Below are 25761 nucleotides of genomic sequence, written 5' to 3'. Positions count from 1 at the left end.
TATCAACTCCAGTCTATGCGTCCCCTTGCTTCTTCGCGGCGAGTTCATTGCACGCGCGGATCAGAGTATGCAGAGATCCGATCGCACGCGGTTGCGGCACGAACGAGATCCGTGCGAGCTCGAGGCGATCCCGATCCGCCACCTCCTCGGGCGCAGGATCGGCGAGCTCGATGCGTCCGCTCGCGATCAGGTCGGCGAAGCGCTGGTTCAGCTCCGCGATCTGCTGCTCGTTCGGAGCCGTGCGGAGCCGCAGCACGAGACGGTCGTACCGCACCTCTGCCGCAGGCGGCGCAGGCCTGCCGGGGCCCGCCCCGGCCGGGCCGCGATCCGGCACCCAGCGCAGCGAATCGTAGTTGCTCCAGAATCCCGCGATCTCCGACACCGCGGCATCGACCGAGTCGGTGATGAGCACCCGGTCGAGATCACCCGCCGACACCATGCCGTACTCGGCGAGCTGCTCCCGCACGAACCCCTCGAATCCGCGCCAGAACGTGCCTCCCGGGCGGTCGAGCAGCACGATCGGCGTGGGCGCCATCTTGCCCGTCTGCTGCAGCGTCAGCAGCTCGAAGGTCTCATCGAGCGTGCCGAACCCGCCCGGCAGGCAGACGAAACCGCTCGACTCCTTGACCAGCATGAGCTTGCGCGTGAAGAAGTACTTCATCGCGACGTGATTGCCGTCCTGGTTGATCATGTCGTTCGGCTTCTCCTCGAAGGGCAGCCGGATCGAGACACCCAGCGATTGCGCCGGGCCCGCACCCCTCGCCGCGGCCTCCATGATGCCGGGCCCCGCGCCGGTGACCAGCATCCAGCCGAGTGCGGCGAGGCCTTCCGCCACGGCCTCGGCCTGCTCCCAGAGCGGATCCCCGAGTCGCGTGCGGGCCGAGCCGAAGATCGTGACCTTGGGGGTGCCGTCGTGTGCCGCGAAGATGCGGAATGCGCGCCGCATCTCCGTCAGGGCCGCCGCCGACAGCTTGAGATTCGCACGGTTCGTGCCGTCCTGCCCGAGGCCGACACTCGTCTCGACGAGCTGGGTGATCAGCTTGCGCTGCCCTCGCACTCCGGCCTCGTCGAGCAGCTCGGCGATCCGCCCCCGCAGCGCGTCCAGTTCCTCTTCCGCTCGCCCCTCACTCATGCCCTCGAGTCTAGAGGTCGCGGGGCGCGGCTCAGGTCTCGAGCATCCTCGCGAGATTGGCGAGCGACGATGCGAGGCCGACCGCGTGCTCCGCCGCAGAGATCCCCGACGGCACGTTCTCCGCCCGGATCTCGACCCGGCTGCTGTTCGGGCCTCCGGTTCCGGCCGACACTCGCCACGTCATGCGCATGGTGCCGCGGTAAGCCGGATCGGGCGACTCGAAGTCGATATCCTGCACCACGCGCTCGCCCGGAACGAGCTCGACGAAGCGCGCCTCCACCGCATCGGTGCCGTCCCCGCGCTTGCCGGGCGAAGCGGCGGGATCCTCATAGCTCAGCACCATCCGGTACGAGCCGCCCGGCCGCGCGTCGAACCGCTCGAAAGCGGCGCGCATGCCGGCCGGCGGCAGCCAGACGAGCAGTGCGTCGGGGTCGACGAACGCGGCGTAGACGCTGTCCGGCGCAGCGGCGACCTCGCGAGCGGCGGTGTCTGTGCGCGGCATGATGCGGGCCTCAGACCGTGATGACCTCGGGCGCGCCCGTGCCGGCCGTGTGGCCCATCTCGTCGGCGATCCGGTTCGCCTCCTCGATGAGCGTAGCGACGATCTCGCTCTCGGGGACGGTCTTGATGACCTCGCCCTTCACGAAGATCTGACCCTTGCCGTTGCCGCTCGCGACACCGAGATCGGCCTCGCGCGCCTCACCTGGACCGTTGACGACGCAGCCCATCACCGCCACGCGCAGCGGCACGCTCATGCCCTCGAGGCCCTTCGTGACCTCATCGGCGAGCGTGTACACATCGACCTGAGCGCGGCCGCAGGAGGGGCACGACACGATCTCGAGCTTGCGCTCGCGGAGGTTGAGCGACTGCAGGATCTGAAGGCCCACCTTCACCTCTTCGACCGGGGGCGCCGAGAGCGAGACGCGGATCGTGTCGCCGATACCCTCGGAGAGCAGGATGCCAAACGCGGTGGCGCTCTTGATGGTGCCCTGGAAGGCGGGGCCGGCCTCCGTCACACCGAGGTGCAGCGGCCAGTCGCCGCGCTCGGCGAGCTGACGGTAGGCCTTCACCATGACGATCGGGTCGTTGTGCTTGACCGAGATCTTGAAGTCGTGGAAGTCGTGCTCCTCGAAGAGCGATGCCTCCCAGATCGCGCTCTCGACGAGCGCCTCGGGGGTGGCCTTGCCGTACTTCTGCAGCAGACGAGGATCGAGCGAGCCGGCGTTCACGCCGATGCGGATCGAAACGCCCGCGGCCTTGGCGCGCCTCGCGATCTCACCGACCTGATCGTCGAACTTGCGGATGTTACCCGGGTTGACGCGCACCGCCGCGCAGCCGGCGTCGATGGCCGCGTAGACGTAGTTCGGCTGGAAGTGGATGTCCGCGATCACCGGGATCTGGCTCTTCTTCGCGATGATGGGCAGCGCCTCGGCGTCGTCGCGCGAGGGGCAGGCCACACGCACGATGTCGCATCCCGACGCCGTCAGCTCGGCGATCTGCTGCAGGGTCGCGTTGATATCGGTGGTGGGCGTCGTGGTCATCGACTGCACCGAGACGGGGGCGTCGCCGCCCACCATCACCGAACCGACCTTGATCTGCCGGGACTTGCGCCGGGGGGCGAGGACCTCGGGGACCTTCGGCATTCCTAGATTCACTGCTGCCACGCACGAGAGTCTACCGCTGCCCGCTGTGCGCCGCCCGATGATGAGCCCGAACCGGGCGGGCCCCGCGAGCCTCAGTAGCTCGGCGCGGCGGGCAACCCGAAGTACTCCTCGAGATTCTTGATCCCGCGCTCATGCATATCGCCCGCCACCTGCGTACCGACGTATCGGAAGTGCCACGGCTCGTAGATGAAGCCGACCACCGGCTCCTGACCGGCGTCGTAGCGCAGGATGAAGCCGAAGCGGTGCGCGTTCTCACGCAGCCACTGCCCCGTCGCCGTCTCACCGAAGCAGCTCTCGAACGCGCATCCTGAGCCGTCGTCGAGATCGACGGCCAGCCCCGTCTGATGTTCGGAGTGCCCCGGCCTCGCCGAATAGGTCTCGGCGGCCGCCACGCCGTCGCGCGCGGCGTAGCTCTCGAACAGCGACACCTGCAGGCTGTAGCTGCGGTAGGCGCTCGTGATCGTGAACGGCAGCCCCGCAGCCGAGGCCTCCGCGTACATCGATTCGAGCGCGGTCGCGGCTTCGGCGCGCACCGGCTGACCGTTGGTGTTCGGGATCCCGGCGGGCATGCGCAGGTCGCCCGGCTCCCAGGAGATCGGGTTCAGCGGCCGCTGCTTGTTCACCACGACCGTGATCGAAGCCGGATCGCCGGAGTCCGCTCCTGCTCGGGCTTCCTTTCGGGCTTCCTCCTGCGCTTTCTCTGCTTCCTCGGCAGCGGCGGCGTCGTGCTCGGCCCTCACCGTCTCGAGCGCCGCGGTGAGCGCCGTCGCAGAGGAGGCTGCGTCCGGGAGCGGGGCCTCGACCACGGCGCCGCTCGCCTCTTCGAGTGCCTGTTTGGCCTCCGGCGAGGCCTCCGTCAACGGCTCCGCCTGCTGGGCCGCCGACGCGGCCAGTGCCTCCACTGCGGCGTCGGCGGCACTCACGACCGCCGACCGCTGCTCGGCCACGACGGCGAGCGAGGCCTCGGCGGCGCGCTCCTCATCTGCGCGCTCCTTGAGCGCCGCTTCGATTTCCTGAGCGGCGGCCCTGAGCTCGTCGGGGCTCCGGCGATCGCCGCTCCGCACCGGGCTTTCGCTCTCGACCGCGGCGCCGTGCTGCTCGGCGGCCTCACGCGCCGAGGCCACGGCCCCGGCGAGCGCGGTCTTCGCCTCCGTTCCGACCAGAGGCTCGGGCAGCGCCTCGGCGAGCGCCTGCGCCGCGGCCGTCTCACCGTCGAGGCCGTCGAGTGCTTTACTCAGACGAGCATGGGCAGCATCCTCGGACGACGCGTCCCAGCGCTCGACCGCCGCTCGATACTCCTCTCGGGCGCCTCGCTCGTCGATCCAGCGGATCGTCCCGGCGACCCCCACCGCCACGACGAGTACGGCGGCGAGCGTCGCGAGGCCCCAGACCCAGTTCCGCCGTCTGTTCCGGCGCGGGCGTGGCTGCGCCCCGGGGTCGAGCACGGACGGGGTGTTGCTCTGCTCGTTCACGCGATCCAGTCTAAGAGCAGCCTCTGACAGGCCCATGGACCGTGTCGGCCGGGTCCGGTCTCGATCGAGATGACGCGTGCGGCCCCTCTTCGAAGGTTCCGGGGGCATCGAGCGTCATCTCGTCGACGGCACCGGGGAGGGTGACGGTTATGGCACCGGGGGCCGCACCCGCTCCCCCCGGGCGCCCTCACCCGAAGAACGAGACCGGTTTCACGATGTCGGCGTACATGAGCAGCAGCGACATGGCGCCGAGCGCGACCACCACCACGAAGGTCACCGGAACCATACGAGCGGTGTCGACGGGGCCCGGGTCCGGTTTGCGCCGGATCCGCGCGATCCCGCGCTTCGCCCCCTCGTACAGCGCGCCGGCGACGTGACCGCCGTCGAGCGGCATGAGCGGCACCAGGTTGAAGACGAAGAGGGCGACGTTGAGGGATCCCAGCAGCCCGATGACGCCCGATGCGCGCGTGGCGATCGGGGCCTCGTCGAGGCTCACGATCTCACCCGCGAGCCGACCGACGCCGACCACGCTCATGGGCCCGTTCGGGTCTCGCTCTTCCGCTCCGAACGCGGCGTTCCAGATGTCGACCATGCGCTGCGGCAATCGCACGATCACCCCGGCGACCTGCTGCACATTCTCGCCGACGAACGCGGGCACGGCAGTGATGGGTTGCGAGACGGTCTCGGTCGCGGCGACGGCTCCGATCATGCCGACCGTCTCGGTGACCGGGTCGCCCTGCGCGTCGACCACCGGCTGCCCCGCTCCATCGACGACGATGCGGGCGTTCGGCTGCGGCGTCAGGGAGAGTGCGCGTTCGGCCCCGTCGCGCTCGATCAGCACGCGGAGGCTCTGCCCCGGAGCGTCCGCGACAATACCGCGGAACTGCTCCCAGCTGTCGATGTCCGTCCCGTTCACCTCCAGGATCCGGTCGCCGGGCAGCATCCCCGCAGCGGCCGCGGGGGCCGCCGGGTCTCCCTGCCCGCACGAGGTCGCGGTGCTGCCCGCGGGCACCAGGCACTCGCTCACGCTGCCGAGCGTGGTGCTCGACTGCGGCACGCCGAATCCCACGAGCACGATGCCGAAGAACACGAACGCCAGCACGAGGTTCATGAGGGGTCCGCCGAGCATGATCACGATCTTCTTCCAGACCGGCAGGCGGTAGAAGGAGCGGTGATCCTCGCCCTCGGCGATCGTCTCACCGCTCGCGATCCGGGCGTCGTCGACCATCCCTGCAATACCGCGACGCGCCTCGCCCGGGACGGAGTCGGCGGGCGTCTCGGTGGTGGTCGTCGCGGCGGGCTCGGGATCCCCGATCCGCTCGATCTCCGCGATCGCATCGCTCGTACCGGATCGATGACCGAGCGCCGGCCGCTCCTCCACCACGGTGTTGAGGAAGCCCGTCGTCGATTCGCGTGGTGCCTCCCCCGGCTTCTGAGGCGGATACATGCCGATCATCGCGACATAGCCGCCGAGCGGGATCGCTTTGACTCCGTACTCCGTCTCGCCCTTCTTGCGCGACCACAGGGTCTTGCCGAAGCCGACCATGTACTGCGTCACCTTCACGCCAAACAGCTTCGCGGGCAGCAGGTGGCCGATCTCGTGCAGGCCGATCGAGACCGCGAGCCCGACCAGCACGATCAGGATCCCGAGCACGTACAGCAGCACCTCAATCACCAGCTCAGGCTACTGCGCCGCGCTGTGGAATCTCGGGGAGGTCCCTCCACGACCGCCCGGCTCCGCCTCGGCGCCGCCGGCTCCGCCTCGACGCACCGATCGAGCCTCAAGCACCTCGATTTCCACGGAATCGGTGCTTGAACGTCGATCGGTGCCGTTGGGAAGCAAAGCGGGCGCAGCCGCGCGGGGCAGAGCCGCGAACCGGAGTCGGGCGGGATCAGCGCGAGGATCGGGCCGCGATCACCTTCTCGGCTCGCTCGCGCGCCCAGCGCTCCGCCTCCGCGAGCGACTCGAGGGTGAGCTGCTCGGGCGCGGTGTGCGCCTCGAGCACGTCGCGCACCGTGTCGACGATGTCGAGGAAGCCGATGCGGCCCGCGTGGAACGCCTCGACCGCTTCCTCGTTCGCGGCGTTGTAGACCGCCGGGTAGGTGCGCCGCGCCCGGCCGACCTCCTTCGCGAGATCGACCGCGGGGAACGCCTCGGTGTCGAGCGGCTCGAACTCCCAGGAGGTCGCGCGGGTCCAGTCGAGCGGCGCCCCGACGTTGCCGACCCGATTCGGCCAGCTGAGGCCGAGCGCGATCGGCAGCCGCATATCGGGCGGGGAGGCCTGCGCGATCGTCGAGCCGTCGATGAACTCGACCATGGAGTGCACGATCGACTGCGGGTGCACGACCACGTCGATGTCGCCGTAGGAGACGCCGAAGAGCAGGTGCGCCTCGATCACCTCGAGCCCCTTGTTGACGAGGGTGGCCGAGTTGGTGGTGACGACGCGCCCCATGTTCCAGGTGGGGTGCGCGAGGGCCTGCTCCGGGGTCACGTCGCGCAGCGATTCGCGGCTGCGACCGCGGAAGGGCCCGCCGGACGCGGTGAGCACGAGCCGCCGCACCTCGTCGGAGCTGCCCGACCGCAGCGCCTGGGCGAGCGCCGAGTGCTCGGAGTCGACGGGCACGATCTGCCCGGGTTTCGCGAGGCCGGTGACGAGGTCGCCGCCGACGATGAGGGACTCCTTGTTGGCGAGAGCGAGCGTGCGACCGGCCTCGAGCGCGGCGATGGTGGGGCCGAGGCCGATGGAGCCGGTGATGCCGTTGAGCACGACGTCGGCGGGCACGTCGCGGATCAGCCTCGCCGCGTCGTCGGCGCCGAGCGCGGTGTGCTCGACGTTGAACTCGTCGGCCTGATCCCGAACCCGATCCGCCTGCGACCCCGCGACCAGACCGACGACCTGGAACTTCGAGGGGTTCTTGCGGACGACGTCGAGCGCCTGCTCTCCGATCGAACCGGTGGACCCGAGGATGACGATGCGCTTCATGACTCCCATTCTGTCGGTTCGCCGGAGACGACGCAGCCCCGCAGGCTCCCCGAGATCGTCGAAGGGAGCGGGCGGGGCTGCGAGCGGATACCCGGTTACTTCGCCGAGTCGTCGGCGTGCACGGTGCCGAGGATGTCGAGCACGAAGACCAGGGTGTCGTCGTTCGTGACGTCGAAGTCGGGGTTCGAGCGCTTGAGGCTCGCCTCGGTCTGATCACCGTAGCCCTCGGCGGGCGGCACGACCGAGATGATCTGCGAGCCGACCTTCTGTCCCTCGAGCGCCTTCGTGAACCCGGGAATCACCTCGTTCGTGAGGAACGGGACGGGCTGCCCGCCCTTCCAGCTCGAGTCGAACTCCTCGCCGGTGCGCCAGATCACACCGCGGTAGTGCACGTAGACCCGATCGCCGGGCTGCACCTCTTCGCCGTCTCCCTCGATGAGCGTGGCGACTTCGAGCTCCGAGGGCGCCTCGACGCCCTCGGGCATGGTGATGGTCGGGGATCCGTCCTCGGCGAGCTTCACGCTGGGGAACCCCTCGGGGGCCTTCTTCGCCTTGCCCTCCGCCTTCTTCAGCAGCTCATCGGGCTTGAGTTCGCCCGGCTCGCCCGCCGTGACCTCGCCGAACTGCATGACGATGACGATCGAATCGTCCTCGCTCAGGTTCTCGTTTCCGCTCTGCTCGGGCGGCACATTGCCGAGCACATCGGCGTAGGGCGCCACGATGGCGGCCTGCTCGCCCGGCACCGCGCAGCGAATGCCCTCGTTCGCCCAGGGCATGAGCTGTCCCTCGTCGAACGGCACGGCGGTCTCGGGGAACTGCTGCAGCACGGACCCGTCCGAGCCGTTGAACATCGTCATCGCGACGCCGATGCTCTGCCCGTTCTCGACGACGTCGCCCTCGCCCTCCTTGAGCACCGACCGCTGCATTTCATCGGCGGAGACGGGAGTCTTCGAGGTCAGCTCCAGGTCCGTACCCACATCGCCCTTCACCGCGATGCTCTTGCTCGCCTCGCCGGCGGGCACGCAGTCGGCTCCCGAGGAGTCCTTCCCGGCACCACCCCCCGCGCAGCCCGACAAGAGCAGAGCCCCGGCGAGAGCCGCGGGCAGGAGAACGGAGGAGAGCTTCACGAGTACCTGACTTCCTGACACCTGATGAGGTATTGGCGCAACCGGTTCAGTATTTCGCACCCGGCTGCCCGTCACCTGAGAGCGACGACCGGAGCGGGGCGCCGCTCAGCGCGTCGGCTTCGGAGGCAGCAGCGCCCGGACCGCGCCCATCGCGACCACGACGAGCAGCACCATGGTGGCGAGATCGCACACGATGTAGACGTAGTGCCACGGCGACTGCCCCGGATCCGCCCCCTGCAGCACGAGATCGGTGCGCGCGTTCAGCGGCGGCCGCACGACCGTGAGCTTGAACACGAAGACGAGCAGCAGAGCGATCCATGTCCAGAGGCGGGCTCCCGCGATGCGGGTCGCTGCCGGCCAGAAGCAGAGCAGGGTGTAGGCGAGCAGGATCGCGGCCTCGACGATGTTCAGCACCGCGAACACGAGCCGCCCGATCCCGAGCCCCAGCGGAATCGTGATGCCGGGCGCCTGGAACTTGAGCGGAGCCTCGATGAACGAGATCGCCGCGACCATGCCGAACCACAGCACGGGCAGCACGATCCGCCATAGCTCGATCGTCATCCGGCCGCGCTCGGTCACCGTCTCCCGGTTCATGCCCGTCCTCCTTCAGCGCGGGCGTCGAGCGCCGCAGCGTACAGTTCGCGCGCCGAGAGCCCGGTCGCCTCGGCGACGGCGCGGGTCGCGTCTTTGAGCCGCTCGCCCTCCTCGACGCGCTGCTGCACCTCGGCGAGTGCCGTCTCGGCCGACACCGCCACGTCGGGTGCGCCGCCGACCACCACCACGATCTCGCCGCGCACGCCCTCAGAGGCCCATTCGGCGAGCTCTCCGAGCGATCCCCGGCGCACCTCCTCGTGCAGCTTGGTGAGTTCACGGCAGACGGCGGCGGGGCGCTCCGCCCCGAAGGCGGCGGCGAGGTCGGAGAGTGAGGCCGCGAGCCGGGTCGGCGCCTCGAAGAACACCAGCGTGCGGCGCTCGGCTGCGAGCGCCGCGAGCGCGCGGGATCGCTCCCCCGCCTTGCGCGGCAGGAACCCTTCGAACGCGAAGCGATCGGTGGGCAGCCCGGCAACGGCGAGCGCGGTGATGACCGCGCTGGGGCCGGGGATCGCGCTGACCTCGACACCCTGCTCGGCCGCGAGCTGCACCACTCGGAAACCGGGATCCGACACGGTCGGCATGCCCGCGTCGCTCACGAGTACGACGTCCTCGCCTGCCGCCCGCTCCACGAGGGCCGCGGCCTTCTCGTGCTCGTTGTGGTCGTGCAGCGCGAGCAGCTCGGGGCGGTTGCCGATACCGAGCAGGCGCAGCAGCTGAGCGGTGTGGCGCGTGTCCTCGGCCGCGATCACGGTCGCTGTCTCGAGCGTTTCGCGGAGGCGGGCTGATGCGTCCCCCAGGTTGCCGATGGGCGTTGCCGCGAGGAGGATCATGCGTCAATCGTAGCCCCGCCGGATTGACGCGGGGCGCCGCTGTCAGGGGGTGCTGCCAGAATGTGGGGCATGAGCGAAACGTCTGCCCCGGACCCTCAGGGCTCCCAGAATCCCCTCGACCCTCGGGATGCCGAGCGCCTCAGCGCCCCGCCGGCGAACCCCTTCGCTGACGCGGAGGCGGCCGGCCGAGGGGATCGCGGGCAGAAGCGCGTGATGATCTGGATCGCCGCCGCGCTCGTCGCTCTGCTGTTCACGGGGCTCATGGTCTGGTACGTCTCGGCGAAGCTGGGGTCGGACGCGGGCGGCGACCGGCCGGCCGCCGCGCCGCTCGAGGAAGACGACTCGCGCGCCGAGGCCCCGGGCGGCGATTCGTCGGAGAGCGGGGCGGTCGAGTGGCCGGCGAACATGGTCACGGGCGGCGTGCTGTTCTCGGGGGACGATGAGGGCGACGGGATCGGCGTCATCGCTTCCCAGGCGCCCGAGGACAACGCGCTGCCCGTGCCGCTCGACGCCTCGGAGATCGGGGCGCAGCACCACATCCGCGTCTACCTCGACTACCGCTGCCCCTTCTGCGCGCGCTTCGAGGACGCGAACGCGGACACGCTCGAGCAGGCCGTGCAGGGAGGCGGTGCGGTGCTCGAGCTGCACCCGCTGACCTTCCTGGATCGGGTGTCCCAGGGCAGCTACTACTCCTCGCGGGCCGCCGGCGCCCTCGCGTGCGTAGCCGATGCGCAGCCGGAGGTGGCGTGGCGGGCGCACAGCGCGCTGATCGATCCCGATTTCCAGCCCGCAGAGAACGGACCGGGGCACGACAACGCGGCGATCCTCGACGAACTCGACCGCGCGACCGGCGGCCTGAACGGCGATGCGAGCTCGTGCATCGAGCAGGAGCGCTTCGTGCCGTTCACGCAGGCCCTCAACGACTGGGTGTTCGCGAACCCGGTGCCGGGAGCGGTGGATCCCGAGCTCATGGTTACCGGCACCCCGCTCGTGCTGGTCGATGGTGTGCCGTACCCGGGCGATCCGGGCGACAGCGCGAGTTTCCGGGCGTTCCTCGAGCAGCAGGGCGTCGAACTCGGCTGACCGCTGCTAGACTCGGTCGGCTATGCATGCACCCCCTCGGCAGAGCCCTCCGCAGCCCGCTCCCACGCTGACCTCGCGCACCGGCATCCTCTACTACCCGGTCGCGCTGGTGGCGAGGCTGCCCTTCGCCATGATGGTGATCGGCGTGCTCACCCTCGTCGTGTCCGCGCGCGGTTCCGTCGAGCTCGGCGGTCTCAACTCGGCGATGGTCGGCCTCGGCATCGCCGTGATCGGCCCCCTGATCGGCGCCGCCGCGGACCGCTTCGGGCAGCGCCCCACGCTGCTCATCGCCGGAGCCGTGAACAGCGTCATGCTCGGCGCGCTCGCCTGGGTCGCGTTCAGCCCCGCCCCGACCTGGGTGCTGTTCCTCACCTCGTTCGCCGTCGGTGCGACCGTGCCGCAGATCTCCCCGATGTCGCGCTCCAGGCTCGTCACGATCATCTCGAACGACCTGCCGCGCGAGCGTCGGCCCCGCCTGTTCTCGACGGTGCTCGCATACGAGTCGGCCGCCGACGAGGTCATCTTCGTGTTCGGCCCCGTCGCCGTCGGAGCACTCGCCACCACGCTGGGGGCGTGGGCCCCGATCGCCGGAGCCGCGATCCTCACCCTCTGCTTCGTCACCGCCTTCGCCGTGCACCGCACGAGCGCCCCCGCGAAGACTGCCGAGGAGCGCGCCGCCACCCTCGGTCCCGTCTCGGAGCTGTGGCGGCCGGCGCTGCTCATCACGGTGTTCGGGATCGTCACCGTGGGCTTCTTCTTCGGCTCGATGCTGACATCGCTCACGTCGTTCATGCAGGATCGCGGCGACGCCGAGAGCGCCGGCCTCGTGTACGGCGTGATGGGCATCGGATCCGCGATCTTCGCCATCGGCGTGGCGCTGCTGCCCCCGCGCTTCACGCTGCGAGCGCGCTGGTTGGTCTTCGCGCTGATGATTCTGGCCGGCACCGCTCTGCTGCAGACCGCGGAGGACCTGCCGCGCATGCTGCTGAGCCTCGCGATGATGGGAATCGGGATCGGCCCGCTGCTCGTCACCCTCTACAGCTTCGGCGCGCGGCGCAGCCCCGAGGGCCGCTCGGCGACGGTGATGACCATGCTCGGATCCGGGCTGATGGTGGGCCAGTCCATCGCGGCGGCGGTGACGGGGGTCGTCTCAGCGGAGGCCGGCACGCGGGCCGCGCTGCTGCTGCCGCTCATCTCGGCGGTGCTCGCCGTGGTCGCCGGTGCGGTGAACTGGATGCTCACACCCGCCGGGCCCGAGCCCTCGCTGAGCACCGGTCCCGTCGACCTCGACTGAGCCTCCGTCGGCCGCTGAGGCGCCGGTCCCGCGGTCCTCAGTGCGGCTCAGCCCTCCCCGGGAGCCTCCTGCGAGTCACCAGGGCTCCGCTCCCGGCCGATGCGCGGTTTGGGCAGGTGCCACCCGCGCGCGACCGAGGTGAGACGCAGGAGGATCGCCCCGGCTCCTCCCACCAGGGACGCCAGGCCGTTCCCGCCGCCGAGCGCCATGATCGCCACCGCGATCCCCGCCCCGAGCAGAGCCGACACGGCGTAGAGCTCGCGCGTGAGCACGCCGGGCACGGTGTTGACGAGCACGTCGCGGATCACGCCGCCGCCGATCGCGGTGATCGTGCCGACGAGGATCGCGGTGAGCGGGGTCTGGCCCGCGGCGAGCGCGGTTGCGGCTCCGTTCGCGGAGAACAGGCCCAGACCGAACGCGTCGAACACGACCTCGAAGTGGCGGATGCGCGTGATGCCGGGGTGGATGAAGAAGACCGCGAGCGAACCCGCAACGGCGACCGCGAGGTTCGGCCAGTGCGTGAACGACACGGGCGGGTGCACGCCCAGCAGCATGTCGCGCACGATCCCGCCGCCGACGCCGGTGAACGAGCCGACCACCACCACGCCGAGGATGTCGAGTCGTCGCCGCACGCCGACGAGGGCGCCCGAGATCGCGAATGCGAGAATGCCGGAAAGCTGCAGTATCTCGTAGACGGCGTCGCTCAGCACGGGCCGATTCTACCGGCGAACACGGTTGGGCCGTCGGCTCGCGTCTGCCGGCCGCGAGCCCGTCGGACGGAATATCGGATCGGGCGTCGACGTTGTACCGGTTCCACGGGCAGGAGCCCGGGTGGAAGAATGGAGAACATGTCTGCTCTCACTCCCGCGGAGGTCGCCGAGTTGCGCGCGGCCTTCCCCTACTTCGCGCTGCAGGCGGGGAGCGCGCGGCCGCCCGCCTACCTCGACGCCGCCGCCACCTCGCAGCGCCCGACTGCGGTGCTCGACGCCGAACGGCGCTTCCTCGAGACCGCGAACGCCGCGGTGCACCGCGGTACGAGCGGCGCCGTCGGGGCCGCCACCGAGGTCTTCGAGGGTGCGCGCGCCGCGGTCGCGCGCTTCGTGGGCGCGGCGACCCCCGAGCAGATCGTGTGGGCGGAGAACGCGACCGACGCGCTGAACATCGTGGCCCTCGGGATCGGCGAGGCCAGCGCGAGCCCCGAACTCGGGGTGCCGGGCAGCGACCGATTCGCGATCGGACCCGGCGACGAGATCCTCGTCACCGAGGCCGAGCACCACGCCAACCTCATTCCGTGGCAGCGGCTCGCCGCCCGCACCGGGGCGTCCTTCCGCTACATCCCCGTGCGCGAGGACGGCACCTGGACCGTCGACGACGCGCGCGAGGCCCTGAACGAGCGCACCCGCGTATTCGCCTTCGCGCACGTCTCCAACGTCACCGGCTTCGTCGCCCCGGTCGCCGAGCTCGCCGACCTGGCTCGCGGCGTCGGCGCGATCACGGTGCTCGACGCCTGCCAGTCGGTGCCGCACATCCCGGTCGATCTCGACGCGCTCGGGGTCGATTTCGCGGCCTTCTCGGGCCACAAGATGCTCGGCCCGAACGGCATCGGCGTGCTCTACGGACGACCCGAACTGCTCGCTGCGCTGCCGCCGTCCCGCACCGGTGGATCCGCGATCACCCGGGTGACGATGGAATCCGCGCAGTTCATGCCGCCGCCGATGCGCTTCGAGCCCGGCACGCAGCCGGTTTCGCAGGCGGTCGGCCTGGGCGCGGCGGTCGACTTCCTGACCGAAGCGGGCATGGAGCGGGCCGCGGCGCGCGAGCACGAGCTCATCGGGCGACTCGTCGACGGGATCGAGGCGACGCCCGGCGTGCGCCTGCTCGGACCGCAGGATCCGGCGCGGCGGATCGCGCTCGCCTCCGTGTCGGTCGAGGGTCTGCACGCGCACGACGTGGGCCAGTTCCTCGACGAGCAGGGGGTGCTCGTGAGAGTCGGGCACCACTGCGCGCAGCCGCTGCACCGGGCGTTCGGCATCGCCTCGTCGACCCGCGCAAGCGTGCATCTGACCACGACCGAGGACGAGATCGATCGCTTCCTCGACGCGCTCCGCGGCGCCCAGCGGTACTTCGGAGTGGAGGTTGCGGCGTGAGCGCGCTCGACGGACTGTACCAGGAACTGATCCTCGATCATTCGAAGCGGCCCGTGGGCAAGGGCGCACTCGATGCCCCCGAGGGCGCCCTCACCGCCTCGCACCACGAGTTCAACCCGAGCTGCGGCGACGAGATCGATCTCTCGATCGCGGTCGACCCCGAGAGCGGCCGCATCGAGCGACTCGCCTGGGAGGGCCAGGGCTGCTCCATCTCGATGGCCTCTGCGTCGATCCTGTCTCAGCTGGTGCGCGACGAGCAGCTGACGATCGAGGATGCGCAGGAGCGCATCGCCGCGTTCAGGGAGATGATCCAGGCCCGCGGCGAGGGTGAGCCCGACGAGGAGTTGCTGGGCGACGCCGTCGCACTGCAGGGCGTCGCGAAGTTCGTGATGCGGGTGAAGTGCGCCATGCTCGGCTGGGTCGCGCTCGAGGCCGATCTGCGCCAGGTCGAGGGACAGCGGGCGTGAGCACCCCCGTCACGATCGACAGCACCGCCGCGGAGGTGGTCGCGGCGCTCGAGGCGCTCGAGGATCCGAAGGTGCGCGCCGTCAACGAGAAGCACGGCGACGACCACGGGGTGAACCTCACCCGGCTGCGCGAGGTGGCCAAGCCGCTGAAGAAGAACCAGGATCTCGCCCTCGAGTTGTGGGCCACGGGATACACCCCCGCCCGGCTCGTCGCCACCCTCATCGGCAAGCCCCGAGTGTTCACGCAGGCTCAGCTCGACTCCATGCTGCGCGAGGCATATGTTCCGAAGGTGCACGGCTGGCTCGTGAACTACATCGTCAAGAAGAGTCCGCACGCCGAGGCGCTGCGCCTGATCTGGCTCATGGACGACGACCCCGTGGTCGCGAGCGCCGGTTGGGATCTCACGACCGAGCGCGTCATGAAGCAGCCCGAGGGCGTGGATCTACCGGGGCTGCTGAACGTGATCGAACTCGGCATGGGCAGCGCTCCGGATCGGCTGCAGTGGGCGATGAACTGGTGCCTCACGCAGATCGGCGTCTGTCACGAGGAGTACCGCGAACGGGCCGTTTCGATCGCCGAGCGCCTGGAGGTGCTCAAGGACTACCCCACCCCGCCCGGCTGCACGTCGCCGTACGCTCCCCTCGCGATCGCCGAACTCGTGTCGCGCCGGGAGGGGTGATCCCGAGCCTCACGCACGGGCCAGGAGATCCCCCTCGGCGTCGGCGAGCCGGTCCGCGACCTGACGGATGATGGCCTGCATGGCAGCGGCAGCATGCGTGGGCGCCATGTCGCTGCGACGCGCGATGCTGATCGTGCGGGTGAGGCCGTCGCCCTCCAGGGTCGTGACGCGCAGCTTGGCGCGATCCGCCGCCACCATCGCCGGGACCACGGCGGCCCCGACGCCCCGCTCCGCGAAGCTCAGAGCCGCGTCCATCTCGGCGCCCTCCACGGCCACGAGCGGTTCGACCCCCGCATCCCGAAAAGCGGCGTCGGTCGCCGCACGCAGGTCGTAGCTCTCGGGGAACACGATCTGCGGCACGCCGGCCAGCGCTTCCAGGTTCACGGGAGCAGCACCGGCGAACGGATCCGGCCCGTCCACGGCCGAGACCGCGACCAATCGCTCCCGCAGGATCGGCTCCCGCTCCAGCACCGCGCGCGCCGCCCCCGAGGAGACGCTCGTCACGATGAGTGCGAGGTCGAGCCCGCCCTCCATGAGCTCGGTGATGAGACTGCGCGATCCGCGCTCCAGAATCTCGATGTCGACGCCGGGGTATCTCCCTCGGAACTCGGCGAGCACCTCCGCCACGAGGCTCGTGCACAGCGTCGGGGTCGCTCCCAGCCGGATACGACCGCGTTTGAGACCCGCGAGCTCGGCCATCTCGCCGCGCGCCGTGTCCGCGTCTGCGAGCATGCGCCGCGCGAACGGCAGCAGGCGCTCCCCCGCGGCGGTCAGCGCGACGTTACCGCGAGCGCGATGGAACAGTTCCACCCCGAACTCTTGCTCGAGGCCGGCGATCTGGCGGCTCAGCGACGGCTGAGCGAGGTGGAGGCGCTCGGCGGCGCGCGTGAAGTGCCCGGTGCGGGCGACCTCCGCGAAGCCGCGCAACTGGTCGAGATTCACACTTCATAGCTTATCCGCATCATTATTATCCGATCTATTCATTGGAGTAATCGAGCGCGGATGCCTAGCGTGGTCCGCATGAACACCATCGCAGCAACCACCGACATTCCTGCTTCCGCGCGCTCCGAGCGCCTGCTCTCGACCTCCGTGCTCGTCATCGGCACCGGGGGCGCCGGCCTGCGAGCCTCGATCGAGCTCGCCGAGCGGGGCGTACAGGTGCTCGCGGTCGGCAAGCGCCGCAAGCACGACGCCCACACGACGCTCGCAGCCGGCGGGATCAACGCGGCCCTCGGCACGATCGATCCCGAGGACAGCTGGCAGCAGCACGCCGCCGATACCCTGCGCGAGTCGTACTTCCTCGGCGATCCCGCGATCATCGAGGTCGTCGCCAAGAACGCGGCCCGCGGCATCGAGGATCTCGAGCGCTGGGGCATGCCCTTCGCGCGCGAGGCGGACGGGCGGATCAGCCAGCGCTTCTTCGGAGCGCACAAGTACCGCCGCACCTGCTACGCGGGCGACTACACCGGCCTCGAGATCCAGCGCACGCTGCTGCGCCGCGCCCGCGAGCTCGAGGTGCCGATCGTCGACACGATCTACATCACCCGCCTGCTGGCCGCGGACGGCAGGATCTTCGGCGCCTACGGCTTCGACGTCGTCGACGGCACCCCCGTGCTCATCCACGCCGACGCCGTGATCCTCGCAGCGGGCGGGCACAACCGCATCTGGCGCAACACCTCCTCCCGACGCGACGAGAACACCGGCGACTCCTTCCGTCTCGCCGCCCTCGCGGGTGCCAGGATCCGCGATGCCGAGCTCGTGCAGTTCCACCCCTCGGGCATCCTCGAACCCGCCGACGCCGCCGGAACCCTCGTCTCCGAGGCGGCGCGCGGAGAGGGCGGCATCCTGCGCAACGCCCTGGGCGAGCGCTACATGGAGCGCTACGACCCCGAGCGGATGGAGCTCTCGACCCGCGATCGCGTCGCACTCGCGAGCTACACCGAGATCATCGAGGGGCGCGGCACGACGAACGGCGGCGTCTACCTCGACGTCTCGCACCTGCCGCGCGAAACCATCTTCGAGAAGCTGCCCCGGGTCTACCGCACGCTCATCGACCTGCAGATGCTCGACATCACCGAGGAGCCGATCGAGATCGCTCCCACGGCGCACTACTCGATGGGCGGCGTCTGGGTCGACGCCGAGAGCCACAGCACCGGCGTCGACGGCTTCTACGCCATCGGGGAGGCGTCCTCTGGTCTGCACGGCGCGAACCGTCTCGGCGGCAACTCGCTCATCGAACTGCTCGTGTACGGGCGCATCACCGGCACCGACGCGGCCGAGTACGTCTCGGGGCTCACGAGGGTGACCCGCTCGGCAGAGGCCGTGGCCGAGGCGCGGGCCGAGATGCGGGCGCTGCTCTCGAGCAAGGGCACCGAGACTCCGCGCCTGCTGCAGCGGGCCGTGCGCGACCTCATGACCGAGCACGCGGGTGTGGTGCGAAGCGAGGCGGGGCTGCGCGAGGGCCTCGAGAAGCTGGGGGCGATCGAGGATCGCGCCTCCGGTCTCGGGGTGCACCCCGATATCGCGGGCTTCGACGACCTCGCCCACGCGTTCGATCTCTACGGTTCGCTGCTGGCCGCCCGCGCCACCCTCGAGTGCGCGATCGAGCGCCGCGAGACCCGGGGCTGCCACAACCGGTCCGATTTCCCGGAGCAGGACGAGGCGCTGCGCGGCAGCTTCGTCTGGACCCCCGAGGGCGGCGTGACCTTCGAGCGCGTGGCCGAGGCACCTGATTCGTTCCGCAGTCTCGCCTACGACAACATCGACACCTCGGTCGAGGGCAAGCTCGTGGAGTAGCTGGGGAGCAGGCGCTCCGCTCCTCTTCTGGTCTCTGTCTGGTCTCTGTCTGGTCTCTCGATGCTCCTCGTCCCCGTCCCTTCGTTCGGATCTCACCCGTTTTTCGGATGAAACTCCAACGATCCGATCCGAATGAGTGGCAGCATCCGAAAGAGGGGACACGCGCTCCGCGCCGGAGGACGGATAGGAACTTCGCTCACAATCGGCCGATTCGGGTGAATCTCACCCGAATCGGCCGTGCGCCTGTGCATAACCCGATTCCTCCGCTCCCCGCGGCGCATGATCGGTGCATGAACCGAACCCACTCACCCTCCGATTCGCCCCGTGTGCTCAAGTGCCGCAGCACCGCAGACTTCCTGGCAGCTCTGCCGCACTTCATCGGGTACACGGCCACCGACAGCCTCTTCGTCGTCCTGTTCTCTGGCTCGCGCACCGGCCGGGCGATACGCATCGATCTCCCGCAGGACGAGAGTGCCGAGCAGGTCGACCCTCTGCTCGACTTCATCTGCGACATCCTCCACGAGCTCGATGTCACGAGCGAATCGGCGCCCGCGATCGCGATCACCTGCTCCCGCACCTTCGCCGAGTGCGGCGGCCCTCCGTGGAGTGCCCTCGCCCGGCGGATCGAACACCGTCTGATCGACGAGGAGATCGGCCTGCGAGAGCTGTGCTGCCTCGCACCCGACGGATGGATCGGCTTCCTCGATCCCGCCGCCCCACGAGAGGGACGCCCGCTCAGCGAGATCGCGGAGAGCCCCATCAGGCTGGATGCCCAGCTGCGCGGCGAGGTTCCGCGCGATCTGGCCGAATTCGGCGTGGTGCCCGAAGCGGATCAGGATCGATGCGAGGAGGTGCGGAAGGCGCTCGACGAGATACCGCCCTTCGCTCCGGCCCGGGTCCCTTCGACGTTCAGGTTGAAATCTCCGAAGCTTCGGAAGAGCAGCGCTCTCGGCCGCCGCGACTTCGAGACGATCATGGCCGAGCAGGCGAGGCACCCGGCGCCGCCCGAGGCGTACTCCTGGATGCTCGATACAGCGGAGGTGACCGAGGCGCTGCGGAACACCGCTCAGGCCCTCGCACCCGACATGTCGGCACGTCTGATCCGCTGCGCTCAGCTCCCCGACCGCTGGTTGCTGCTCGCTCTGGGAATACTCACTCGACCGCTCTTCCCCGTCGAGCTCGCTGAGGAGATCGGACCGTCGCAGTTCGTCGACATTCCGATCGATCTCGACTCCGGCCCGGAGCCCGCCCTCGCTCCCGGATGGTCGGTGTGGCGCGTCCTCGCCACCATCTGCCCGGATTTCACCGAGCGAGACCGCCTGGGCCCGCTGCGCGAACGGCTGCTCGAGGTGCTGGCCGAGACGCCGCCGCCGCTGAAGCCGGCGCTCTTCGCTCTCAGCGCCTGGCTGTGGTGGTTGAGCGGTTCGCAAAGCATTGCTCTGCGTCAATTGGACGAGGCGCTCGAGATCGAACCTGGAAACGAGCTCGCGCTCATGGCACGGCATCTCGTCTCGAATCTCAGCTCGATCCGCCCGGCTCTCCTTGCGAGCGCGGCCTGATGCACCGCAAGACGGGCGCGTTCCACCGGAGCGCGGTTTCAGCGCACCCGGACCTCGGATCGGAGCACCGCGACGATGCGATCGATAGCACCCTCGTCGAGGGGCGACGCGAGAGTGAATCGGATCGCCGTCTGCGCGAGCTCGGCAGAGAACCCCATCGCGAGCAGCGTCGGCGAGGCCTCATCCCGTCCCGCCGCGCAGGCCGAGCCCGAAGAGACCGCGAAACCCGCGGCATCGAGCGCGACCAGCAGCGACTCTCCGCTCGCGGAAGCGATTACGAACGAGGCGTGGCCCGGCAGTCGTTCGCTCGGGTGGCCGGTCAGACGCGCCCCCGGCACCTCTGCGAGCACCCGCTCGACCAGGCGGTCCCTGCTCTCGACCAGAGCCAGAGCGCGGGTGCCGATCTCGGCGGCAGTGGACTCGGCGGCAGCGGCGAAACCGACCGCCGCGACCACGTTCTCCGTTCCCGAACGCCGCCCGCTCTCCTGCCCGCCTCCGTGCAGCAGCGGCTCGAGAGGGAGGCGCGCGCGCACGAGCAGTGCGCCGGCGCCCTGCGGCCCGCCGAACTTGTGCGAGGCCACGCTCATCGCGTCGACCGCGGAGCCGGGCCAGGCGGGGCTGCGGTCGGCACCGGAGCCGCCGTCGCTCGCGAACGATACGGGCAGAGACGCGGCGGCCTGCACCGCGTCGGTGTGCACCCGCACCCCGAGAGCTCGGGCATGCGCCGCGATCTCCGGCAGCGGCTGCACCGTGCCCACCTCGGCGTTCGCGAGGCCCACCGTGAGCAGCGTCGTGTCCTCCCGGAGAGCGGCGGCGACATCCGCCGGATCGACGCGCCCCTCGGCATCGACGGGCACCAGGCTCAGCTCGAACCCGTGCAGCCGCTGCAGGAAGCGGCAGCTCTCGAGCACGGAGGGGTGCTCGATCGGCGTGGTCACGATGTGGCGGCCGCGCGGGTCGGCGAGCGCGAGCCCGATCACCGCGAGGTTGTTGGCCTCCGTACCGCCAGAGGTGAGCACCACCTCATCCGTGCGCGCGCCGAGGGCTTTCGCGATCGCCGCGCGAGCGGCGTCCAGGGCCTGCTGCGCGCGGTATCCGGCCTGATGCACGCTCGACGGGTTGGCCTGACCCGCGTCGAGAGCCGAGAGCATCGCCGCGCGGGCTTCCGGGCGCAACAGCGCGGTGGCCGCGGCATCGAGGTATCGCGAGTGCGATTCGTCGAGGTTCACGGGGTGTCCAGGCCGAGATCGAGCGCCTGCGCACCGTGCGTCAGACGGCCGACGGAGATGATGTCGACGCCGGTCTCCGCGATCTGCGCGACGGTCTCGAGGCTCACGCCCCCGCTGGCTTCGACGACCGCGCGACCGTCGATCATCCGCACCCCCTCGCGGAGGTCCTCGATCGAGAAGTTGTCGAGCAGAATGCCGGTCGGAGCAGCTGCGAGCACCGGAGGAATCTGTTCGAGTCGATCCACCTCGACCACGATCGAGACGGTGTGGCCCGCTCGACTGCGCAGCTCCCGCAACGCCGCCGTGGTCGATTCGTCGTCCATGGCACCGAGAGCGGCGAGGTGGTTGTCCTTCACCATGATCGCATCGGAGAGCCCGAAGCGGTGGTTCGTTCCTCCGCCCGCCCGCACCGCGTGCTTCTCGAGTGCGCGCAGCCCGGGCGTCGTCTTGCGGGTATCAGCGATGCGGGCACCGGTGTGGGAGACGGCGGCGACGTATCGCGCGGTGAGCGCTGCGATACCGCTCAGGCGCTGGCAGAGGTTGAGCGCCACCCGCTCGCCCGTCAGCACGCCGCGTGCGGGTCCGGCGATGCGCGCGAGCGACTGGCCCGCACTGAACGCCTCCCCCTCCGCTGCGAGCGCGGTCACCTCGATCCGTGTGTCGAGCTGCCGGAAGGTCTCGACGACGAGGGGACCGCCCGCGAACACTCCGGGCTCCCTGGCCACAAGCCGAGTGTCGATGCACAACCCCTCGGGGATCGCGAGTTCGACGGTGAGGTCGCCCCAGGGGGCGTCTTCGGCGAGCGCGGTGCGCACGACCGACTCGATGATGCGGGGGGTCAGCATTGTGCGAGGCTCCTCTGCTGGGCGGGTTCGGTGGTCGACGGCGCGGCGAAAGCCAGAGCGAACCCGCGCCGGCGGGCCTGGGCGGGATCGGTCTGCGGGGCGTCGTCTCTCTGGTGCGCCCCACGCGATTCTGCACGTGCCGCCGCGGCGAGGGCGATCATGTCACCGAGAGGGCTCGTTCCCCGGTCGGCGGCGATCACCCCCGGCACGGCCGTTGAGACCAGCTCTCGCATTCCGTGTCCGTCGAGCTTCCAGTCACCGCGCTTCTCGGCGAAGGCGGCGGCCGCCAATCCGGCGCGGCGCCCGAAGACGAGGCCCTCGAGCAGGGAGTTGGAGGCGAGCCGGTTGGCTCCGTGCACGCCGGTCGACGCCGTCTCGCCGGCGACGAACAGTCCGGGCACCGTGCTGCGGCCCCGCAGGTCGGCGGCCACGCCTCCCATCGTGTAGTGGGCCGCGGGTGAAACGGGAATCGGCTCTCGCGTCCAGTCGAGACCGTGCTCCGCGAGGGCGGCCGTAATCCCGGGGAACCGTGCGGCGAGCGAGCCCGGGCCTCCCTCTCGTTCGATACCGGTGGCGTCGAGCCAGAGCCGGGATTCACCGCGCATCCGCATCGCACGTTGCATCTCCCTCGACACCACGTCCCGCGGTGCGAGCTCCGCGAGCGGGTGACGGCCCGCCATGAAGCGGGATCCCGATCCGTCCCGCAGCACGGCCCCAGCGCCGCGCACCGCTTCCGAGATGAGGAGACCGGAACCATGCAGCACCGTCGGGTGGAACTGCACGAACTCGAGATCCGAGACGACTGCGCCGGCTCGGGCCGCGAGCACCACGCCGTCCCCGCGAGACGAGGTGGGATTCGTCGAGCGCTCGTAGAACGCGGCGTACCCGCCCATCGCGAGCACCACGGCGTCTGCGTGCCTGCTCTCGAGGGCGCTGTCTCCCGAAAGAGACCGCAATACGGCACCCCGCACCACCCCCGAGTCGCTCGTCAGTTCGACGGCCGTGCGGTTCTCGATCAGTTCGATCCTCCCCGCCTCCGCATCGGCGAGCACCCGCGTCGCAAGGTGGGCGTGCAGCACCGCCCCGGTGCGATCACCGCCGGCGTGCACGATGCGGGCGCGCCCGTGCGCGGCTTCGAGCCCGAGCGCCGGGCGGCCCGCGGCGTCGAGGTCAGCGGCGAACCCCTCGCGCAGCAGCCCCCGCACGATCCTCGCGCCCTCATCGACCAGCACTCCGGCCGCCTCCGCGTCGACGAGTCCGACCCCTGCGGCGACGGTGTCTGCGAGGTGCTGCTCGGGGGAATCATCCGCGCCGATGGCAGCGGCGATGCCTCCCTGCGCGAGCACCGTGCTGCCGCCCGCGCAGCCGAGGCCCGCCGCAGAACCCCCGAGGCCCGCCGCAGAATCCTCGAAGCTCGGGCGCAGCCGACCCGGCACGACGAGGGCGACCTCCGCGCCCGCCGCGGCTGCGGCGAGCGCGCACGAGAGGCCGGCGACCCCCGCCCCGATGACGATGATCACGGCCGTGCCGCGAGCATTCGCTCGAGCGCGATGCGAGAATCGTCGGCCACGTCATCGGAGACGGTGATGCGATTCGGCACCGCTCCCTCGACGAGCGCTTCGAGCGTCCACGCGAGGTACGCAGGATGAATGCGATACATGGTCGAGCAGGGGCACACGACGGGGTCGAGGCAGAACACGGTCAGCTCCGGGTGCTGCTCCTGCAACCGGTTCACGAGGTTGATCTCGGTGCCGACCGCGATCACGTCTCCGGGCGCGGCCGCCTCGATCTGCTTGCGGATGTACTCCGTCGAACCGGCGCCGTCGGCGGCCTCGACGACCGCTGCGGGGCACTCGGGGTGCACGATCACGCGCGCACCGGGGTACTCCGATCGCGCCCGCTCGATCTGCTCGACGGTGAAGCGCTTGTGCACCGAGCAGAACCCGTTCCAGAGGATCACCCGGGCCTCGCGCAGTTGCTCGACGGTGTTGCCGCCGAGCGGCAGGTGCGGCCGCCACAGCGGCATCAGATCCTCTGTGATGCCCATCGCCTTCGCGGTGTTGCGGCCGAGATGCTGGTCGGGGAAGAAGACGACGCGTCGACCCCGCTCGAAAGCCCACTCGAGCACGGTGCGCGCGTTCGACGAGGTGCAGACGATACCCCCGTTGCGGCCGCAGAACGCTTTGATCGCAGCCGAGGAGTTCATGTAGGTGACCGGGATGACGGGTTCCAGCCCGTCATCCGGATCGGTTCCGAGCGCCGCGGTCAGGTCCTCCCAGCAGCGCTCGACCTGCTCGATCGTCGCCATGTCGGCCATCGAGCAGCCCGCGGCGAGATTCGGCAGCACCACGGCCTGCGACGGCTCCGACAGGATGTCGGCGGTCTCGGCCATGAAGTGCACCCCGCAGAACACGAACGCCTCGGCTTCGGGATGGGCCTTCGCGGCCTGCGCCAGCATGAAGGAGTCGCCGACGAAATCGGCGTGCTGCACGATCTCATCCCTCTGATAGAAGTGCCCGAGAATCCGCACGCGGTCCCCGAGCGTCTGCTTGGCCGCCACGATCCACTCGTGCAACTGCTCCTCGGAGGCATCGGTGTAGCGGGCGGGAAGCGGCCCCTGGCGCGGAGCGTCCCCGGGAGCCGCATCCTCCACCGAGGCGCCCGGCCCGTAACCGGGCGTCCGGTCGATCGCCCACGGGTCCCGAGCCAGCCCGGAGTCGCAGCTCGACAGCCCTGTTGCGCGGAGCGCGATGGGCCGGCGGTGAGACGTCTGCGCGCCCTCCGGCTTCCGCGGGGGCCGCGTCGCGCTCTCGCGCTCAGCAGCCGCCCGGATGAGTTCCTGCACGCTCGTCATGATGCGCTCCTCGGTAGTGGTTCGTCCGGCAGAGCACGCGCTCCCGGCTGGATCGGCTTCACCGGGCCGCGAGGCCCGGCGAGCCGGTCTGAGTGTTCGGGGTGACCCGATGACGGGCTCCCTCGGAATCGATAGAGGCGGGCGGGCCGGTGCCGCCCGCCGGTCTCGACCTCGCCGGTGTCGACGAGGTTGCCCTGCGCCAGCGCCTGGCGGCGGAAGTTGGCGGGATCCACGGTTTCCCCGAGCACCGCCTCGGTCACGGCCCGGAGCCTGGTGAGCGTGAACGTCGATCCGAGAAAACGGTGGGCGAGGGCCTCGTACTCGGTCTTGGAGCGCAGACGCGCGAGGGCGTAGGCCACGATCTCGGCGTGATCGAACGCGAGCTCCGGGAGCCTGTCGGCCGAGAACCAGGCGACATTGGGGTCGGGATCGCCCGGCGCGGGATCGCCCGACGCGGGATCGCCCGGCGCGGTGTTCCCCAGCGCGGTGTCCCCCGGCGCCGGCGACGCCGCCGGAGAGGGGGGATCCGGATCGTCCCAGCGCCGCGAGCGGTCACCGTTCTGCACAGCAGCGCCGTGCTCAGGAATCGGGCTGGGCGACTCGGCGAGGTCGCTCTCGCCGTACAGCGCCCAGTACGCGATGGTGACGAGACGCTGCGCCTCGGCGGAGCGCTCGACTCCCCCGAAGGAGTAGAGCTGTTCGAGGTATCCGGGATCCCTCAGCACCGCGGCCCGCAGCGTTCGCAGCGCAGTGTCCGAGAGCGTCTCGTCCCAGCGCGTCGGGCCTCCGGGCAGCGCCCACCTGCCCCGAAACGGAGCACGGGTCCGACGCACGAGCGGCAGCCAGAGCGTGATCGCCCGGCTGGTCTGCGCGTCATCCGCGCGCGACGCGTCGCCGATAAGCGATCCCTCCGGAGGGCGCAGGGCGAAGGCGACGGTCGAAACCGCGACCGCGGGCGGCATCGTACGCCGTTCGCTCACGCTCGCGTTCTCGTAGAGCACGAC

At 70.4% G+C, this 25761-nt stretch carries 23 protein-coding genes; 7 read left to right on the top strand and 16 right to left on the bottom strand.

Going from position 1 to position 25761, the window contains the following annotated elements; all coding sequences use genetic code 11:
* Nucleotides 1-13: 13 nt before the first annotated feature.
* From KVY00_RS13515 to rsmI, 9 genes are all read right to left on the bottom strand, one after another.
* Nucleotides 14-1132 (bottom strand): LOG family protein, encoded by a 1119-nt coding sequence (locus tag KVY00_RS13515; protein ID WP_223043390.1) that lies wholly within the window; start codon nt 1130-1132, stop codon nt 14-16.
* Nucleotides 1133-1163: 31 nt separating this feature from the next.
* Entirely contained in the window at nt 1164-1634 is a 471-nt protein-coding gene (locus KVY00_RS13510; RefSeq protein WP_223043389.1) for an SRPBCC domain-containing protein, read from the bottom strand.
* Between the two features lie 10 nt (nt 1635-1644).
* Nucleotides 1645-2775, bottom strand: coding sequence for a flavodoxin-dependent (E)-4-hydroxy-3-methylbut-2-enyl-diphosphate synthase (gene ispG / locus KVY00_RS13505; RefSeq protein WP_223045331.1), 1131 nt, complete (start codon nt 2773-2775; stop codon nt 1645-1647).
* Between the two features lie 92 nt (nt 2776-2867).
* Complete coding sequence (locus KVY00_RS13500; RefSeq protein ID WP_223043388.1) at nt 2868-4268, bottom strand: M15 family metallopeptidase; 1401 nt, start codon at nt 4266-4268, stop codon at nt 2868-2870.
* Nucleotides 4269-4455: 187 nt separating this feature from the next.
* Nucleotides 4456-5943, bottom strand: coding sequence for a M50 family metallopeptidase (locus tag KVY00_RS13495; RefSeq protein ID WP_223043387.1), 1488 nt, complete (start codon nt 5941-5943; stop codon nt 4456-4458).
* A gap of 217 nt (nt 5944-6160) precedes the next feature.
* A complete protein-coding gene (gene dxr / locus KVY00_RS13490) occupies nt 6161-7252 on the bottom strand; it encodes a 1-deoxy-D-xylulose-5-phosphate reductoisomerase (RefSeq protein WP_223043386.1) in 1092 nt (363 codons plus the stop codon).
* A gap of 95 nt (nt 7253-7347) precedes the next feature.
* A complete protein-coding gene (locus KVY00_RS13485) occupies nt 7348-8400 on the bottom strand; it encodes an FKBP-type peptidyl-prolyl cis-trans isomerase (RefSeq protein ID WP_255572653.1) in 1053 nt (350 codons plus the stop codon).
* Between the two features lie 84 nt (nt 8401-8484).
* A complete protein-coding gene (locus KVY00_RS13480; RefSeq protein WP_223043385.1) occupies nt 8485-8973 on the bottom strand; it encodes a hypothetical protein in 489 nt (162 codons plus the stop codon).
* Nucleotides 8970-9803: a 16S rRNA (cytidine(1402)-2'-O)-methyltransferase gene (rsmI, locus tag KVY00_RS13475; protein ID WP_223043384.1), complete on the bottom strand. Its 834-nt coding sequence runs from the start codon at nt 9801-9803 to the stop codon at nt 8970-8972. Before rsmI ends, KVY00_RS13480 begins: the two co-directional genes overlap by 4 nt.
* Nucleotides 9804-9872: 69 nt before the next feature.
* Between rsmI and KVY00_RS13470 the strand changes: the two genes are divergently transcribed.
* Together KVY00_RS13470 and KVY00_RS13465 are read left to right on the top strand one after the other, a co-directional pair.
* The gene (locus tag KVY00_RS13470) at nt 9873-10886 is read left to right on the top strand and encodes a DsbA family protein (RefSeq protein WP_223043383.1); all 1014 of its coding nucleotides are present in this window, start codon (nt 9873-9875) and stop codon (nt 10884-10886) included.
* 22 nt (nt 10887-10908) lie between these two features.
* Complete coding sequence (locus KVY00_RS13465; protein WP_223043382.1) at nt 10909-12180, top strand: MFS transporter; 1272 nt, start codon at nt 10909-10911, stop codon at nt 12178-12180.
* A gap of 47 nt (nt 12181-12227) precedes the next feature.
* Here the strand turns inward: KVY00_RS13465 and KVY00_RS13460 are convergent, their stop codons facing one another.
* Nucleotides 12228-12890 (bottom strand): trimeric intracellular cation channel family protein, encoded by a 663-nt coding sequence (locus tag KVY00_RS13460; RefSeq protein ID WP_223043381.1) that lies wholly within the window; start codon nt 12888-12890, stop codon nt 12228-12230.
* A 129-nt stretch (nt 12891-13019) separates the two neighbouring features.
* Between KVY00_RS13460 and KVY00_RS13455 the strand changes: the two genes are divergently transcribed.
* The 3 genes from KVY00_RS13455 to KVY00_RS13445 are packed head-to-tail and all read left to right on the top strand — an operon-like array spanning nt 13020 to nt 15474.
* On the top strand, nt 13020-14327 hold the full coding sequence (locus tag KVY00_RS13455) for an aminotransferase class V-fold PLP-dependent enzyme (protein WP_223043380.1): 1308 nt from the start codon (nt 13020-13022) through the stop codon (nt 14325-14327).
* Complete coding sequence (sufU, locus tag KVY00_RS13450) at nt 14324-14794, top strand: Fe-S cluster assembly sulfur transfer protein SufU (RefSeq protein WP_223043379.1); 471 nt, start codon at nt 14324-14326, stop codon at nt 14792-14794. The genes KVY00_RS13455 and sufU overlap by 4 nt, the downstream gene beginning before the upstream one ends.
* The gene (locus tag KVY00_RS13445; RefSeq protein WP_223043378.1) at nt 14791-15474 is read left to right on the top strand and encodes a DNA alkylation repair protein; all 684 of its coding nucleotides are present in this window, start codon (nt 14791-14793) and stop codon (nt 15472-15474) included. The genes sufU and KVY00_RS13445 overlap by 4 nt, the downstream gene beginning before the upstream one ends.
* Nucleotides 15475-15483: 9 nt before the next feature.
* Here KVY00_RS13445 and KVY00_RS13440 read toward each other — a convergent pair whose 3' ends face one another.
* A complete protein-coding gene (locus KVY00_RS13440; protein WP_223043377.1) occupies nt 15484-16416 on the bottom strand; it encodes a LysR family transcriptional regulator in 933 nt (310 codons plus the stop codon).
* A gap of 78 nt (nt 16417-16494) precedes the next feature.
* On the opposite strand from KVY00_RS13440, the gene KVY00_RS13435 reads away from it, so the two are divergent.
* Nucleotides 16495-18270 carry an FAD-binding protein gene (locus KVY00_RS13435; RefSeq protein ID WP_223043376.1) on the top strand — a complete coding sequence of 592 codons (1776 nt, stop codon included), beginning with the start codon at nt 16495-16497 and terminating at the stop codon, nt 18268-18270.
* Between the two features lie 290 nt (nt 18271-18560).
* Entirely contained in the window at nt 18561-19829 is a 1269-nt protein-coding gene (locus tag KVY00_RS13430) for a DUF4192 family protein (RefSeq protein ID WP_223043375.1), read from the top strand.
* A gap of 38 nt (nt 19830-19867) precedes the next feature.
* On the opposite strand, the gene KVY00_RS13425 is transcribed toward KVY00_RS13430, so the two are convergent.
* Genes KVY00_RS13425 through KVY00_RS13405 form a run of 5 tightly spaced genes read right to left on the bottom strand, consistent with a single transcriptional unit; the run spans nt 19868 to nt 25758 of the window.
* Entirely contained in the window at nt 19868-21058 is a 1191-nt protein-coding gene (locus KVY00_RS13425) for a cysteine desulfurase family protein (protein ID WP_223043374.1), read from the bottom strand.
* A complete protein-coding gene (nadC, locus tag KVY00_RS13420; protein WP_223043373.1) occupies nt 21055-21903 on the bottom strand; it encodes a carboxylating nicotinate-nucleotide diphosphorylase in 849 nt (282 codons plus the stop codon). Before nadC ends, KVY00_RS13425 begins: the two co-directional genes overlap by 4 nt.
* A complete protein-coding gene (locus KVY00_RS13415) occupies nt 21897-23423 on the bottom strand; it encodes an L-aspartate oxidase (protein ID WP_223043372.1) in 1527 nt (508 codons plus the stop codon). The genes nadC and KVY00_RS13415 overlap by 7 nt, the downstream gene beginning before the upstream one ends.
* Nucleotides 23420-24757, bottom strand: a complete 1338-nt coding sequence (gene nadA / locus KVY00_RS13410) for a quinolinate synthase NadA (RefSeq protein WP_223043371.1) — start codon at nt 24755-24757, stop codon at nt 23420-23422. Before nadA ends, KVY00_RS13415 begins: the two co-directional genes overlap by 4 nt.
* Nucleotides 24754-25758, bottom strand: a complete 1005-nt coding sequence (locus KVY00_RS13405) for an NUDIX hydrolase (RefSeq protein WP_223043370.1) — start codon at nt 25756-25758, stop codon at nt 24754-24756. Before KVY00_RS13405 ends, nadA begins: the two co-directional genes overlap by 4 nt.
* Nucleotides 25759-25761 lie beyond the last annotated feature (3 nt).

The organism is Leucobacter tenebrionis (assembly GCF_019884725.1).
Taxonomy (GTDB): domain Bacteria; phylum Actinomycetota; class Actinomycetes; order Actinomycetales; family Microbacteriaceae; genus Leucobacter; species Leucobacter tenebrionis.
The sequence above is the reverse complement of the archived record's forward strand: the minus strand, read 5'-3'. Positions and strand labels throughout refer to the sequence as shown.

Excerpts from the sequence above, each read along its gene's own strand:
- KVY00_RS13515 (WP_223043390.1), bottom strand. The coding sequence starts at position 1,132 with ATGAGTGAGGGGCGAGCGGAAGAGGAACTGGACGCGCTGCGGGGGCGG.
- KVY00_RS13510 (WP_223043389.1), bottom strand. The coding sequence starts at position 1,634 with ATGCCGCGCACAGACACCGCCGCTCGCGAGGTCGCCGCTGCGCCGGAC.
- ispG (WP_223045331.1), bottom strand. The coding sequence starts at position 2,775 with ATGCCGAAGGTCCCCGAGGTCCTCGCCCCCCGGCGCAAGTCCCGGCAG.
- dxr (WP_223043386.1), bottom strand. The coding sequence starts at position 7,252 with ATGAAGCGCATCGTCATCCTCGGGTCCACCGGTTCGATCGGAGAGCAG.
- KVY00_RS13480 (WP_223043385.1), bottom strand. The coding sequence starts at position 8,973 with ATGAACCGGGAGACGGTGACCGAGCGCGGCCGGATGACGATCGAGCTA.
- rsmI (WP_223043384.1), bottom strand. The coding sequence starts at position 9,803 with ATGATCCTCCTCGCGGCAACGCCCATCGGCAACCTGGGGGACGCATCA.
- KVY00_RS13470 (WP_223043383.1), top strand. The coding sequence starts at position 9,873 with ATGAGCGAAACGTCTGCCCCGGACCCTCAGGGCTCCCAGAATCCCCTC.
- KVY00_RS13465 (WP_223043382.1), top strand. The coding sequence starts at position 10,909 with ATGCATGCACCCCCTCGGCAGAGCCCTCCGCAGCCCGCTCCCACGCTG.
- KVY00_RS13455 (WP_223043380.1), top strand. The coding sequence starts at position 13,020 with ATGGAGAACATGTCTGCTCTCACTCCCGCGGAGGTCGCCGAGTTGCGC.
- KVY00_RS13435 (WP_223043376.1), top strand. The coding sequence starts at position 16,495 with ATGAACACCATCGCAGCAACCACCGACATTCCTGCTTCCGCGCGCTCC.
- KVY00_RS13430 (WP_223043375.1), top strand. The coding sequence starts at position 18,561 with ATGAACCGAACCCACTCACCCTCCGATTCGCCCCGTGTGCTCAAGTGC.
- nadC (WP_223043373.1), bottom strand. The coding sequence starts at position 21,903 with ATGCTGACCCCCCGCATCATCGAGTCGGTCGTGCGCACCGCGCTCGCC.
- nadA (WP_223043371.1), bottom strand. The coding sequence starts at position 24,757 with ATGACGAGCGTGCAGGAACTCATCCGGGCGGCTGCTGAGCGCGAGAGC.